14 protein-coding genes are annotated in these 15,087 nt (G+C 33.7%); 5 read left to right on the top strand and 9 right to left on the bottom strand.

The features are described from left to right. Window positions 1-14 precede the first annotated feature (14 nt). Window positions 15-1,277: a dicarboxylate/amino acid:cation symporter gene (locus DM397_RS19905; RefSeq protein WP_111379188.1), complete on the bottom strand. Its 1,263-nt coding sequence runs from the start codon at window positions 1,275-1,277 to the stop codon at window positions 15-17. Between the two features lie 52 nt (window positions 1,278-1,329). Next, entirely contained in the window at window positions 1,330-2,388 is a 1,059-nt protein-coding gene (gene aroC / locus DM397_RS19900; RefSeq protein ID WP_111379187.1) for a chorismate synthase, read from the bottom strand. Between the two features lie 188 nt (window positions 2,389-2,576). Here aroC and DM397_RS19895 point away from each other — a divergent pair, with 188 nt between their 5' ends. Continuing rightward, on the top strand, window positions 2,577-3,398 hold the full coding sequence (locus DM397_RS19895; RefSeq protein WP_111379186.1) for a UDP-2,3-diacylglucosamine diphosphatase: 822 nt from the start codon (window positions 2,577-2,579) through the stop codon (window positions 3,396-3,398). A 139-nt stretch (window positions 3,399-3,537) separates the two neighbouring features. Continuing rightward, window positions 3,538-4,035: a hypothetical protein gene (locus DM397_RS19890; protein WP_111379185.1), complete on the top strand. Its 498-nt coding sequence runs from the start codon at window positions 3,538-3,540 to the stop codon at window positions 4,033-4,035. A gap of 81 nt (window positions 4,036-4,116) precedes the next feature. On the opposite strand, the gene DM397_RS19885 is transcribed toward DM397_RS19890, so the two are convergent. After that, a complete protein-coding gene (locus DM397_RS19885) occupies window positions 4,117-4,542 on the bottom strand; it encodes a protease complex subunit PrcB family protein (protein ID WP_111379184.1) in 426 nt (141 codons plus the stop codon). Between the two features lie 15 nt (window positions 4,543-4,557). Beyond that, a complete protein-coding gene (gene bshA / locus DM397_RS19880) occupies window positions 4,558-5,703 on the bottom strand; it encodes an N-acetyl-alpha-D-glucosaminyl L-malate synthase BshA (protein ID WP_111379183.1) in 1,146 nt (381 codons plus the stop codon). A gap of 148 nt (window positions 5,704-5,851) precedes the next feature. Between bshA and DM397_RS19875 the strand changes: the two genes are divergently transcribed. Together DM397_RS19875 and DM397_RS19870 are read left to right on the top strand one after the other, a co-directional pair. Then, on the top strand, window positions 5,852-6,436 hold the full coding sequence (locus DM397_RS19875) for a Crp/Fnr family transcriptional regulator (protein WP_111379182.1): 585 nt from the start codon (window positions 5,852-5,854) through the stop codon (window positions 6,434-6,436). A 167-nt stretch (window positions 6,437-6,603) separates the two neighbouring features. Next, complete coding sequence (locus tag DM397_RS19870) at window positions 6,604-7,149, top strand: cysteine hydrolase family protein (RefSeq protein WP_111379229.1); 546 nt, start codon at window positions 6,604-6,606, stop codon at window positions 7,147-7,149. 161 nt (window positions 7,150-7,310) lie between these two features. On the opposite strand, the gene DM397_RS19865 is transcribed toward DM397_RS19870, so the two are convergent. The 5 genes from DM397_RS19865 to DM397_RS19845 form a co-directional block, all read right to left on the bottom strand. Further along, complete coding sequence (locus DM397_RS19865; protein ID WP_026730146.1) at window positions 7,311-7,793, bottom strand: hypothetical protein; 483 nt, start codon at window positions 7,791-7,793, stop codon at window positions 7,311-7,313. Between the two features lie 81 nt (window positions 7,794-7,874). Beyond that, the gene (locus DM397_RS19860; RefSeq protein WP_111379181.1) at window positions 7,875-8,666 is read right to left on the bottom strand and encodes a (Fe-S)-binding protein; all 792 of its coding nucleotides are present in this window, start codon (window positions 8,664-8,666) and stop codon (window positions 7,875-7,877) included. A gap of 137 nt (window positions 8,667-8,803) precedes the next feature. Continuing rightward, the gene (locus DM397_RS19855; RefSeq protein ID WP_111379180.1) at window positions 8,804-10,141 is read right to left on the bottom strand and encodes a (Fe-S)-binding protein; all 1,338 of its coding nucleotides are present in this window, start codon (window positions 10,139-10,141) and stop codon (window positions 8,804-8,806) included. A gap of 6 nt (window positions 10,142-10,147) precedes the next feature. After that, complete coding sequence (locus tag DM397_RS19850; RefSeq protein WP_111379179.1) at window positions 10,148-11,113, bottom strand: MlaD family protein; 966 nt, start codon at window positions 11,111-11,113, stop codon at window positions 10,148-10,150. 50 nt (window positions 11,114-11,163) lie between these two features. Next, window positions 11,164-12,288, bottom strand: a complete 1,125-nt coding sequence (locus DM397_RS19845) for an N-acetylmuramoyl-L-alanine amidase family protein (RefSeq protein WP_111379228.1) — start codon at window positions 12,286-12,288, stop codon at window positions 11,164-11,166. Window positions 12,289-12,370: 82 nt separating this feature from the next. Here DM397_RS19845 and DM397_RS19840 point away from each other — a divergent pair, with 82 nt between their 5' ends. After that, complete coding sequence (locus DM397_RS19840) at window positions 12,371-15,073, top strand: putative LPS assembly protein LptD (RefSeq protein WP_167511669.1); 2,703 nt, start codon at window positions 12,371-12,373, stop codon at window positions 15,071-15,073. Window positions 15,074-15,087 lie beyond the last annotated feature (14 nt).

The following is a 15,087-nucleotide window of genomic DNA, read 5'->3' as shown; positions in this document are numbered from 1 at the left end:
ATCTCAGTATATTTTTATTCTTTATTCTCTTCCCATTGTCCAACAACAGAAGTCGCTAACGCATTTCCTAATACATTAGTTGCACTTCTAAACATATCGCAGAAGTGGTCAATTGGAAGAATCAATGCAATACCTTCAATCGGAATATCAAACATACCACAAGTTGCAGCAACTACAACCAAACTTGCTCTTGGCACACCAGCAATACCTTTACTGGTAAGCATTAAAACTAAAAGCATTGCCATTTGTGTTCCTAAATCTAAATGCACATTGTAGAATTGTGCAATAAAAATACTGGCAAAAGTCATGTACATCATACTTCCGTCAAGGTTAAACGAATATCCAAGCGGCAGCATGAAAGAAACAATTTTATCTTTTACTCCAAAACCTTCTAATTCTTCTGTCAATTTAGGGAATACTGCCTCGCTACTTGTTGTTCCAAAAGCAATTGCTAAAGGCCCAGTAATACGTCTTAATAATTCAGTCATTCTTCCTTTAAGGAAAATATATCCGATGGCAATTAAAATAACCCATAGAGTACTAATTCCTATTAAAAACGAACCGAAAAATTTAAAATAAGTAATCACCAATTCTTCTGCATCTCTTATGGCAAACACCCCTGCAATTGCTCCAAAAACTCCAATTGGCGCAAATTTCATTACATAGTTTACCATTTTTAAAACGACATGTGATAATCTATCAAAAGCACCAATAATAGGCTTTACTGTATCTCCTAAAGAAGCTGCCGCTAATCCGAAGAAGATTGAGAAAACTACAATTTGAAGAATCTCATTAGTAGCCATTGCTTCAACGATACTTTTTGGCACAATATGCTCAACAAAATTATCAAAAGACAAGTTTTGTGTTTTACCAGTAACTTCAGAAGCTGCTGCCATATCAACGTGATCTAATTTTAAACCAACACCTGGCTGCAAAATATTTACATAAAACAATCCGATTAGAAGCGAAATAAATGACGCTGTAAAAAACCATCCAATAGCTTTTCCTCCAATTCTTCCAACAGTTTTAATATCACCTAATTTCGCAATTCCAACCACCAAAGTCGTAAAAACCAATGGAGAAATAATCATTTGCACCAAACGAATAAAGATGGTTGCCAGCATTTTAATTTTACTGCTAAATGCCTGCGCTGCCTCGGGTGAAATGCTATTGTGCAGAATAATTCCTAAAATGGCTCCTAGAACCATCGCAATTATAATCTGCCCTGTTAATCCCGAAAGAAATGATGTTTTTTTAGTTTCTGTAACTTCTTGCATTAAATTATTTTTTGATTATTAAAATATAAGACCCTCACTGTCTTACCTTTTATTAATATGTTTTGTTGATTAAATAAAAATCTGCCAAAACAATTGCAGCCATCGCTTCTACGATTGGCACTGCGCGAGGCACTACACACGGATCATGACGTCCTTTTCCTGTCATTGGTGTAATATTTCCTTTATTATCTAACGAATCCTGAGTCTGCATGATAGTTGCAACAGGTTTAAAAGCAACTCTGAAATAAATATCCATTCCGTTGCTAATACCACCTTGAATTCCGCCAGAAAGATTTGTTTTTGTTGTTCCGTCCGGATTGTATAAATCGTTATGTTCGCTTCCTTTCATTTCAGAACCAGAAAAACCGCTTCCGTATTCAAAACCTTTCACAGCATTAATAGAAAGCATTGCTTTTCCTAATTCTGCGTGAAGTTTATCAAATACTGGTTCACCTAGACCAACTGGAACATTCTGAATTACACAAGTCACAACACCTCCAACAGTGTCTCCCTGCTTGCGGATGTCGCGAATATATTCTTCCATAATCGCTGCAGATTTCTCATCTGGACAACGCACTGGATTGCTTTCAATTTTAGAAAAATCTAATTCTTGATAAGGTGTATCTAAATGAATTGGACCAACAGAAGAAACATAAGCATTGATCTTAATTTCAGGCAACATTTGTTTTGCAATGGCTCCTGCTACTACTCTACTTGCTGTTTCTCTCGCAGAACTTCTTCCACCACCGCGATAATCACGAAAACCGTATTTCTGATCGTAAACATAATCAGCATGGCTTGGCCTGTAGTTATCTTTTATATGAGAGTAATCGTCTGATTTTTGATTGGTATTTGGAATAATGAAACCAATTGGAGTTCCAGTTGTTTTTCCTTCAAATATTCCTGATAGAAACTGAACCGCGTCTGGTTCTTTTCTCTGTGTAACAATTGCTGACTGACCTGGCTTTCTACGAGCCATATCAACTTCAATTGCTTCAAAATCTAATTGTATTCCTGGAGGGCATCCGTCAATAATTCCGCCTAAAGCTTCACCGTGAGATTCTCCAAATGTAGTTACTTTATATAGTGTGCCGAAGCTGTTTCCTGCCATTGTGTTTTGTTTTGAGCAAATGTAAGTTTTATGAATTAAATTAAAAAATTTAAAACTGGTATTATTAACGAAACATTAAATGGAATAAAAATCACAATTTGGTAAAATTATCCACCTTTTAATAACCTTTTAATAAAGTCAGATTTCACAAACTTTCTTTCATTTGTAAAACTTCAAATCAAGAAAAATTGAAAAAAAGAAATGTCGAATTGGTCGTTCTTTCTGACGTCCATTTAGGAACTTACGGAAGTCATGCAAAAGAACTAAACAACTATCTTTCAAGCATTAAACCCAAAACTCTAGTCTTAAACGGCGATATAATTGATGCTTGGCAGTTTCGTAAATCTTATTTCCCAAAAGCACATTTACGCGTTATCCAGCGTATAATCGGAATGGCTTCTAAAGGAACAAAAGTGTATTATATTACTGGAAATCACGACGAGATACTTCGCAAATTCAGCGATATGAATATGGGAAATTTTGCACTTGTTGATAAATTGGTTTTAGAATTAGACGATAAAAAAGCTTGGATTTTTCACGGAGACGTTTTTGATGCCTCTGTACAGCATTCAAAATGGATTGCAAAACTAGGCGGATTAGGTTACGATTATCTGATTTTAACAAACCGTTTTGCTAACTGGTGTCTGGCAAAATTAGGACGCGAACCTTATTCTTTTTCTAAAAAAATAAAAGCAAGCGTTAAAAAAGCGGTAAAATTTATTTCTGATTTTGAAACAACCGCAACCGATCTAGCCATTGAAAAAAATTACGATTATGTTATCTGTGGACATATTCATGAGCCAAAAATCATAACCAAAGAAAACAAACACGGCTCTACTTTATATCTAAATTCGGGCGACTGGGTAGAAAACTTAACTGCTTTAGAATATCATAAAAAACGATGGAAATTGTTTTCTTATAAGGCCAGTAATTTTGCCGAAGAAGAAAATCTCTTAGAAATGGAAGATCTTCTCACTTCTCAGCTAATTTCATCCATAATCCTAAAATAAACGCCTCAAAAGCAGGTTTTTAAGAATTTTAACGCTCCAAATTTCTAAAAATGTAAATTATGTAACAATTTTCAAAAATATTATACGTTTTGTATCTAACTGTAATAATACATTTGAATAAAATTAATTTACCATTTTTATGAAAAAGATACTTTTATCTGCCCTTATGCTTCTTGGTTTAGCATTTACGGCTCAATCACAAGAAATTTCGAAACACGCTTTAGGATTACGTTTAGGAGACAACAACGGATTTGGGGGAGAAATATCATACCAATTAGGCTTAAATCAAAAAAACAGACTTGAGTTCGATTTGGGGTGGAGAAATAGCAGTGATGTAGACGCAATAAAAGGAGTTGCCCTTTACCAATGGGTTTGGAACATCGACGGAGGTTTTAACTGGTATGCTGGTGTCGGAGGAGGATTAGCAGCTTGGGATCACGATTACTACAACAACAATTACAAATACAACGATAGCGGAACTTATGTTTTTGCTGCTGGAGATATCGGTATAGAATATAGATTTAAAGAAGTACCACTTACTTTATCATTGGACGCAAGACCAGAAATTGGTTCAGGATATTATGACGATGATAATTTCGGATTTGACGTTGGTTTTGGTGTCAAATTTAGATTCTAAAATAAAATTAAAAAATAATTGTAAAAAGAAGCCTGTCGTTTAAAAGAGACAGGCTTTTTTATTGCTTCAACACATAAGCGCTTAATTAATGATAATCGCTTTTTTAGAATGGATTTTTACAACCGTATAAGGATATGAAATCACCTGCATAGTCATCGCGTCTTTTGCAGGACTGTTTTCTTTTACAGTTATAATGATGTTTTTATCTGTTTCTTCAACCTTTTCAACATCGATGGTATAACCACTAGTATTTTTCTCACCCATATTCAGAATCACATAATTATAATCTTGAACATCTGGATCTTTCATCTTATGAGCCAAATTAGGATCGTTTTCAAGCATTTTGATTTCATTTGGTTCGGTCAGAATTTCAAAAAATTTAATATTCCCACCACCGTCAGATTGTGTTGTCAAAACTTCGTACAGTGATGCGTTTGAACTTCCAGTCTTCTTCACTCCGCAAGAAATCAAAACAAAAACCGCTAAAACAGACATTACTTTTTTCATTTTTATCCTTTTAAATTAGTGCTTCTCCAATTTGTAATCATCAACCGCTTTTTGATACAAAGCTTCATACTTAGGCAATATGTTTTTAATATCAAATTTTCTTGCTACCTCTAAGGCATTTGCTTTAAACTGACTCAAAACGGCATCATCCTTTAAAATCTTCAACGCATTTTGCGCCATTTCTTCAACATCGCCAACATTGCTTAAGTAACCCGAAAAACCGTCGTAATTAACTTCAGGCAAACCTCCTGAATTACTTGAAATTACTGGAACCCCACACGCCATTGCTTCCAATGCTGCCAAACCAAAACTCTCAGTTTCTGAAGGCAGTAAAAACAAATCGGTCATACATAAGATTTTATCAATTTCGTGACTATTTCCAAAGAAAATCACTTTATCTAAAATTCCTAATTCCTGACATAACATTTCTGCTTTTTCCTTTTCAGGTCCATCTCCAACCATCATTAGTTTAGCTGGAATTTCTTTCTGAACATTATAGAAAATCTTAATGATATCTGGAATGCGTTTTACTTTTCTAAAGTTACTAATATGGGTAATAATACGTTCATTCTCATTTGCCATTACATAACGGTGACAAGGCGCGTTTGGATCTTTTTTGACTTTGTCTAATTCAATAAAATTCGGGATCACCTTAATTTTATTTTTGATTTTGAACAATTTCAAAGTATCATCTTTCAAACTCTGAGAAACCGAAGTCACATAATCTGATTTATTAATGCTAAAAGTCACCGCAGGTTTATAAAACGGATGATTTCCAACCAGTGTAATATCAGTTCCGTGAAGTGTTGTAATCATCGGAAGATTAATTCCTTCATTTTTAAGCATCTGTTTTGCCATATATCCTGCATAAGCATGCGGGATAGCGTAATGCACATGCAGAAGCTCTATTTTGTACAATTTCACCATATCGACCAATTTGCTAGATAGCGCTAATTCGTACGGCTGATAGTGAAACAAAGGATATTCCGGAACATTTACTTCATGATAATGAACATTCGGATTTAAAAGTGCCAATCTAACGGGCTGGCTATATGTAATAAAATGTATTTCGTGTCCTCTTCTGGCTAACTCGAGACCTAACTCTGTGGCTACTACACCACTACCTCCAAAAGTAGGATAACAGACTATTGCTATTTTCATGGATTAAATTTAATTCTACGAAAATACTCAAAAATAGCGTTTAATTAACCGTTTAAATTGTTAGATTTTTGTGAATCTTGTATTCATTAAAATATCATAATTTCGATAATTAAATTTCACTCCAAAATTTTCTTTTTATTTTCATTATATGGACAATTATAATTTATTGCAAGAAAACATTCGAAAACGAATTGAGGTAACTGATGATGAAATGTCGTATTTTATTTTCCTTTTACAACAAAAAAAATATACCAGAAAACAAATAATACTACGAGAAGGCGAAATATCTCATAGTTTTACTTTTATTGTATCTGGATGTATAAAAAGCTATCTTATTGATAAAAAAGGAGAAGAACATATCCTTACAATCGCACCCAGTGATTGGTGGATTACAGATATAAATAGCTTTGTTTCGGGCACACCTGGAAACCTATTTATGGAAGCTATTGAACCGACAACAACATTACTTTTAAGCCGCGAAAAGCAAGAATTGCTACTGGCAAAACTCCCTAAATTTGAAAAATATTTTCGTATTCTAACCGAAAAAGCTTTTGCTGTAAGCCAACAAAGAATTATAGACTATATGAGTTTGACCGCTTTAGAACGTCTTGAAAAATTTGCCGCAAGTTATCCTTCTGCAATTCATTCTCTAACACAACAGCAAATTGCCTCATATATTGGCGTCACTCCTTCATTTTTTAGCAGGATGATTAAAGGAAAAAACATATTTTAACATCTCAGTTGACCTAGGTCATTTTTCAAAAACAGGCTTGATTCTATTTTTGCTGTCAATAATTACAATTAAAAACATTTTATATCATGATTAGAATTACATTTTCTTTTTTAATCACATTATTGTCTTTTGCAAATATTTATTGTCAACAAAAAAATCAAGAAAAAATGAAACAAGCACTAATTATCGTAGACGTTCAAAATGATTATTTTCCAGGCGGACGAATGGAGCTTTCGGGATCTGAGGCAGCAGCAGATAACGTCAAAACTATTCTGGAATACTGCAGAAAATCAAAAATAGAAGTAATTCACATTCAGCATATTGCGACATCTCCTAATTCTACCTTTTTTCTTCCTGAAACAGATGGTGCAAAAATCAATGCAAAAGTAGCCCCAATTTCTAATGAAAAGATTATAACAAAACATTATCCTAATAGCTTTAGAGAAACCAATCTTTTAGCTTATTTACACGAAAAGAAAATAACAGATCTCATAGTTACAGGTATGATGACTCACGTTTGTATCGATGCTACCGTAAAAACCGCAAAAGATTACGGATTTGATTGTACTGTAATTTCAGATGCCTGCGCTACAAAAGATTTAGACGTACAAGGCAATAAAGTTGCCGCTAAAGAAGTACAGAATGCATTATTGGGCGCAATGGCATTTTATTATGCAGAACTTAAAACAACGGCAGATTTTATTGCTCACTAAATTATTCAACTTTGTCAAAGTTTAAAACTTTGACAAAGTTCTTTATACAACAAAACCCGACAGGTTTTAAAAACCTGTCGGGTTTAATTTAAATCATTATTTAAAACAAAAAAGGCACAAAATCTATAATTTCATACCTTTTAAATATTTTTTAAAAACTCTTAAAAAAATCTGCTGTGCCAACTGTCAGCAGCAGGAACTTCCCAAGATTCGTTGAATTCTTCTATATTGTTTACCAAGTTATTGAAAACAATTGTATTCTCAGAAACCGACTTATCTTTCACCATTTTCTTGAAATCAATTAATGGTTTGTGTGCAATATGTTCTCCAAGTTTGAAAGTAACGTTCATTTTATCTAACAAATCAACATTGTACTTCTTCTCTAAACTTTGGATAAATTCAACAGAACTATCAATAGAACACCCCGTTGCAGCCTGCACTTCTTGATTTACCGCTAGTATTATAAATCGATTATATTTCAATAAAAATGAAGCTTCAAGACTTGTGCCATGTGCAGCCCATTGCTCTACAAAAGCTTTTAAATCTGTTTCGATTTCAGAAAACTCTTCCTCAGAAAATTTTCTGTTCGATTGGTAAATCCAGACTCTAGATTCACCTGGTAAATTTTCAAAAGGTATATACATTTTAATTTTTGTTTGTTTTGTTTGTTTTGTTTCAAGTTAAAAACTTAGAACCTTAGCATCTTAGTAACTTAGAAACTCAGATTACAAATCTTGTGCATTCGCTATTAATTCAGCGATATCCAAAACTTTAACCTGGCCTTCTTTTTCTTTATTTTTAATTCCGTCTGTTAACATTGTATTACAGAACGGACAACCTGCTGCAATAATATCAGGTTGAGTTTCCAAAGCATCTTCTGTACGAAGAACGTTAACTTCTTTGTTTCCAGGTTCAGCATCTTTAAACATCTGTGCTCCTCCTGCTCCACAGCATAAGCCATTTGCTTTAGAACGTTTCATTTCGACTAATTCAACGTCTAATTTCTGAATTAAATCTCTTGGCGCTTCGTAAACTTTATTTGCTCTCCCCAGATAACAAGGATCATGGAAAGTAATTTTTTTACCTTTAAACTGCCCACCTTCAACAGTTAATCTTCCTTCATCAATCAATGATTTCAAAAACTCTGTATGATGAATAACTTCGTAATTACCTCCTAATTCAGGATATTCATTTTTCAAAGTATTAAAACAGTGTGGGCAAGCCGTAACAATTTTTTTAGCTTCATAAGCATTCAAAACCTCGATATTCATCATGGCTTGCATTTGAAACAAAAATTCATTTCCAGCTCTCTTTGCAGGATCACCAGTACAACTCTCTTCTGTACCTAAAACTGCAAAAGAAACATTAGTACGATTTAAAATTCGTACAAACGCTTTAGTAATCTTTTTTGCTCTATCATCAAAACTTCCTGCGCAACCTACCCAAAACAAAACCTCTGGCTGTTTTCCTTCGGCAAGCATTTCTGCCATTGTTGGTACTACTAAATTTTCTGACATTTCTCTCACTTTTGTTTAATCGGTTAATCTTTGAATTGTTGAATAGCTAAAAGCAAAATGACAATTCTATAAAAACCGAAATATTATTTTAAAATCGATTAAAACGGTTAAACAACTAACCGATTAAACAATAAATCTTAATTCTCGTTTTTCCAATTTAAACGGTCTTGCTGGCTGTATTGCCAAGGAGCTCCGTTATTTTCAATATTAGTCATCATGGCGTTTAATGACATTGGAGCAGCACTTTGTTCCATAACCAAATAACGGCGCATATCCATAATGATAGACAATGGACTAATATTTACTGGACATTCTTCCACACAAGCATTACAAGACGTACAAGCCCATAATTCTTCTGGCGTAATATAATCGTTTAAAAGTGATTTGTTATCTGGAACAAAAACACCTTTATTGGCGTCAATATTTTTACCCACTTCAGTCAAACGGTCTCTTGTATCCATCATAATTTTACGTGGAGACAATTTTTTTCCTGTTTGATTTGCTGGACAAGAAGAAGTACAACGTCCGCATTCTGTACAAGTATATGCATTTAATAACTGAACCCAGTTTAAATCCTGAACATCACTTGCGCCAAATTTAGCTGGATGTGCATTTTCATCTGCTGGAGCTGCCGCAAACGGATCTGCATTTGGATCCATCATTAATTTCACTTCTTTTGTAACTGAAGCTAGATTATCAAACTGTCCTTCTGGTTTTAAGTTTGCAAAATAGGTATTCGGGAAAGCCAAAAGAATATGCAAATGTTTTGAAAAGTACAAATAGTTCATAAAAACTAAAATACCAACAATATGCAGCCACCAGAAAACTTCAAATAACAATCCAACAACTTCGTTTGAAGTACCATTAAAAATCGGCGCTATAAACTGGCTTATCGGATAACTTCCTGCTTTATGAAAATGAGAATATCCACCTGGAACATTCTGCAAATGCAAATCAGACGCATTCATCAATAAAAACAGAATCATTAAAACTGTTTCGAAATACAAAATGTAATTAGCATCGCTCTTTGGAAAACCAGTTAGATCTTTGCTTACAAAACGTTTCAAACGGATTACATTTCTTCTGATCCAGAAAGTAACTACAGCAATAATTACAAGTATCGCCAATATTTCAAATGAAGCAATTAGAACATCATAAACTACACCTAAATAAGGTGCAAAAACTCTATGTGTTCCAAAAAGTCCATCGATAATAATTTCTAATAATTCGATATTAATTATTATGAAACCAACATATACAAAAATATGAAGAATTCCTGCAACAGGGCGTCTCACCATTTTTGACTGCCCTAGAGCAATCAATGCCATGTTTTTCCAACGAGCTTTAGGATTATCTTTTCGATCTACATCGACTCCTAGATTAATATTTCGGATGATTTTTTTTACGCTCGCTGTAAAAAAACCGAAACCTACTATAAGAAGTACTGCGAATAAAATATTATCTAAATAACTCATTTATAATTATTTTTTATCGGTTGAGTTTGTTTCTTCTGTTGGTGCTACGTATGGCTTATTTTTCTTTCCGAAAAGAGAAACGTTTACGTAACGTGTTGGGTAAAGACGAAGGTCTTGCAATAACAATTCAAGTTCTTTTGAAGTTTTAGTCAAGTTATTATACAAAGCCTCATCGTTAAGTATTTTTCCTGCTGTACCTTTTCCAGAATTCAGATTACTCATTAAAACATCAACTTTAGCCAAAGTTTGGTTCAAGTTGCGAACCGTTTTTCCTAAATCTGCTTTATTTAATGAATCTGAAATTTTATTAAAGTTGCCAGACATTTTATTGAAATTTGTAACCATTCCATTAATCTGTCCTTTATTAGTATCCAAGATATCATTAAGACTTCCAGAAGCTTTATGAAATTGTTGCATTGTCTGACTTAGCTCTGCAATTGTTTTCTTTAGATTTTCTTGAGTATTTTTATCTAAAGTATTATTTAATCCTGTAACCAAATTATCAATATTCAAAAGCATTTTATCAAGCTTTTGCTGAATTGGTTCAATTTTTCCCCCTAATGATTCTGTCAATCCTAATTCAACGTTCGAAGCCAATTTTTGTCCGTCTTCCGCTAATTCCTTATCAGCAAAATTTGGAACAATTTTAATTTGTTTCCCTCCAATCAAACTCGGAGAATAAATAGAAGCTGTACTTGTTTTAGAAATTGGGAAATCTGTTTTAAGCTGAAGCTCAACTAACAATTTACCTGTAACTTCATCAATTGTAATTTTATTTACTTTACCAATCGCAAGTCCGTTAAGGGTTACTGGCGCTGATGGTGATAAATCTTCAACATTATCATATTCGGCATATAATATTGTATAATTAGTAAAAAGGTCTCTTCCCTTTAAAAAACTATATCCCCAGATAAATAGTAGAATAGATGCGATGACTAAAATAGCCGTTTTAATTTCTCTTGTTAGTTTCAAAATTCTAAGTGTTTGTACAAAATTAATATAAATATTCGAACTTGCGCTTATTATTTAATTGCGTCCTGAATACTGATTTTTTCGCCATCTTTAGTTGCCACCAAAAATGCAGCGCCATATCCTTTACTTTTAGCTTCTTGCAGATATTTTTGTGCTGTTTCGTAACTTGTAGTTTCTTCGTAGAAATATTTATAAATATTATTTTCGTATACCATCGTTACATTTTTAAGTCCCTTAAAGTTTTTTGGCTCCAAAGGGGTTTTCTTGATGCTTGCAATAAGCTGCACTTTAAAAAATGTTCCTTTTGGCGCATTTTTAGCAACAGCAACTGGAGTATTTGTTTTTGGTTTTGCCTTAGTTGAAGTATCTCTTATGGGCCGACTGTCCTCTGACTCAGTTCCTGAACCAAAGTATTCTCTTTTATAACTTAAAATAGCTTCTGCAATTGCTCTTGCAATATCATCCTGCCCTTCTTCTGAATTCAGAATATTTCCTTCTGTTGGATTAGAAACAAATCCAGTTTCAACCAAAACCCTAGGCATATATGCTTTATGAAGTACCATAAAAGGCGCTTGTTTTACACCTCCATGACGAAGTTTTTTTCCTAACTTTTCAAAGTTTTCTTCGATTTTAGTTGCTAGAGTAATACTGTTATCTAAATATTCTTCTTGCATTAGAGTCATACCAATCATCGATTCTGGAGAATTTGGATCGTACCCTTCATATTTACGTTTATAGTCTTTCTCTAATGTAATTACCGAGTTCTCTTTTTTCGCCGCTTCAAGGTTCGATGCTACTTTACTTAAACCCATTACATAAGTTTCGGTTCCATCGGCTGCAGTATTTTTATTGGCGTTGCAGTGAATTGAGACGAAAATATTTGAATTTGCTCTGTTTGCAATATTGGCTCTTTCGACCAAATCAACAAAAACATCAGTTTTACGGGTATAAATTACATTAACATTTGGATTTAGCTCTAAAATCTTTCCTACTTTCAAAACAATAGCTAAAGCAATATTTTTTTCAATTCGTCCGCTGTAAACAGCTCCAAAGTCATGATCTCCATGTCCAGCATCAAGTGTCACTTTAAATACATTTGACTGACTGTGAGCACAAAAAGACGATATCGTTAGAAATAAAGCAAATATTACTTTAAATTTGTTAATTCCATTCATAAATCTAAAAGTTAATTTTAATAAAACGCAGCTGTTATAATTTTTAGAATTGATTATTTTTGCCAAAAAATTATATGTAAGTTTGACGTGTCAAAAAACAAGCCATAATTTTACAAAAATAGCATTTAAACCTTTGCATACAAACTTATTTAATATCGTTTTAATATCATTTTTCCTAACTATAGGTTGTGGTAATTTATATTCGCAAGAAATAAAAAACAAAAAAAAGCCTTTACCTGCTGTAAAACAAACAGATAAAGAAAATACTGCGATTACAGACACCATAAAACTAGATACTGTTAAAGCAAAAAAGACTTTTTTGGACGGAAAAGTTAGATATAAAGCTAAAGATTATGCTAAAATTGACCAGAAAAAAAAGCTGATTACTTTATATAATGAAGCTGAATTATACTATAAAGATGTAGAATTAAAATCGGGTATAATTGTACTTAATTATGAAAAAGATGAAGTTTATGCAGGAAGAATTAAAGATTCTGCTGGCGTACTGACCCAATATCCTAATTTCAAACAAGGATCAAGCGAAGTGCAGCCTGATTCTATCCGTTTTAATTTTAAAACCAAAAAGGCTTTAATTTATAATTCGAGAACAAAACAAGGTGAGCTAAACATTAAGGCTTCGGTTACTAAAAAAGAAAACGACTCGGTATACTTTTTAAAAGGAGCTCGTATAACAACTGCTCAAGATATTGACAATCCTGAATACTACTTCCAAACCAGCAGGATTAAATTTGTACCGGGCAAAAAAATCGTTGCTGGATTAACACAATTAGTAATTGCTGATGTCCCTACACCACTTGCATTACCTTATGGATTTTTTCCTTTAAGTAAAGAAAAAAGCGTTTCGGGTATTATAATTCCAAGTTATAATGACTCTAACACAAGAGGTTTTTCATTGCAAAATGGAGGTTATTATTTTGCCCTCAGCGATAATTACGACTTAACCGTACTTGGAGATTATTATACCAACGGAAGTTACGCCATGCGATTTGAATCAGCATATGCTAAGCGATATAAGTATAGAGGAAACGTCAACATCCGTTTTGAGAACTTAATTAACAGTGAACGTGGTTATCCTGATTACTCAAAACAGAACATTTATAACATTCAGTGGTCACATTCTAAGGACACAAAATCAAATCCGAATTCTACTTTCTCCGCCTCTGTCAACATGGGTAGTAGTAAATACTTTAAACAGTCTATCAACCAAGCGAATATTGGATCAAACTTAAACAACACCTTAAGTTCTTCTATTTCATACAATAAAACTTTTAATACTATTCCTGGGTCTCGTATTTCGTTATCTGCAACTCACAGCCAGAATACGCAAACAGAAGACATTATTATGACACTTCCATCCTTACAGGGAAGCATTGACCGTGTATATCCGTTTGTTGGAAAAAATGGCGTTAAAAAAGGATTAATAAAAAATATCAACTTACAATATAATGTAAGCGGTAAAAACTATTTTAAAACAAAAGATTCGCTATTTTTCAAACCTCAGATGTTTGACGATGCGCAATTAGGTTTACAACAGACTATTCCGTTGAGCACCAACTTTAAGATTTTTAAATATTTCAGTGCTGGAGCTTCTACAACTTACCAAGAAACATGGGTTAATAAAACTATCCAGAAAGAGTATGATCCAGCTGCTGGACAAACCATTAGTAAAACTGTAAATGGTTTTGATGCTTTTAGAACTTATAATTTCAGCACCAATTTAGGTACTACTATTTACGGAACTTTCAATTTTGGAGCTGATAAAAAAATCCAATCTATTCGACACGTCATGCGTCCAAGTATAACTTATGCGTACACACCAAGTTTTGAGAAATATTATGACACCTATGCTGTAGACGCTTCTGGAAGAATTACTTCTGAGTACACCAGATTCGAAAACGGATTATACGGAGCGCCAGGAAAAGAGAATTCTAACATTGTTGGTTTTGCTTTGAGCAATACTTTTGAAGCTAAAGTAAGAGACAGTGACAGTACCAAAACAGAACCTAAAAAGATTATGCTGCTGAACAACTTGAACTTCAGCACAAGCTATAATTTCAACGCTGACGGAAAAAGTACGTTTGGATGGCAACCTGTATTGGTTAGCGGTGGAACGCAGTTTTTTGACAATAAAATGAACATGAACTTTGGTGCCACATTAGATCCATATGCGATTGATAACGGAGGTAACAAAATTGATAAATTCAATATTGACAATGGCGGAAGTTTGTTTAGAATGACCAGTGCAAACGTAACTGTTAACTATTCATTCACGAACAAAGGAACCGGAAAAGAAAAAGAAAAAAATACTCAGAGTCAGCGAAATGGGGGTCGAAATGACGATTTGTTTGGTACAAACACCGATTTAAATGACAGTCGCAACAGCCAGTTTGCCAATGAACCTGAGCGAGATGATGTCATTACAGAATTCTTTAATTCTAAAGTCCCGTGGGACATGACACTTGCGTATTCGTTAACATATTCGAATGTAAAACGAGAAAATACTATTTCTGGAAACTCCATCATGATTTCCATCAATACCGACCTTACTCCTAAATGGAAAGCAGGGGTTTCAACTGGTTACGATTTTGTACAAAAAGGAGTCACCTTTACACAATTCCGTTTTGAAAGAGACTTGTTAAGCTGGAGAATGGCTTTCAACTGGCAACCATTGGGAACCAATTCTAACTGGAACTTCTTCATCGGAATTAAATCTGGTATGCTTAGCGATATCAAATGGAACAAACGTAGCGTTTCAAACAGATAAACTACTTTCGAATC

Source organism: Flavobacterium nitrogenifigens (genome assembly GCF_003254565.1).
GTDB classification, from domain to species: domain Bacteria; phylum Bacteroidota; class Bacteroidia; order Flavobacteriales; family Flavobacteriaceae; genus Flavobacterium; species Flavobacterium nitrogenifigens.
This window is presented reverse-complemented; position numbering and strand designations above follow the sequence as displayed.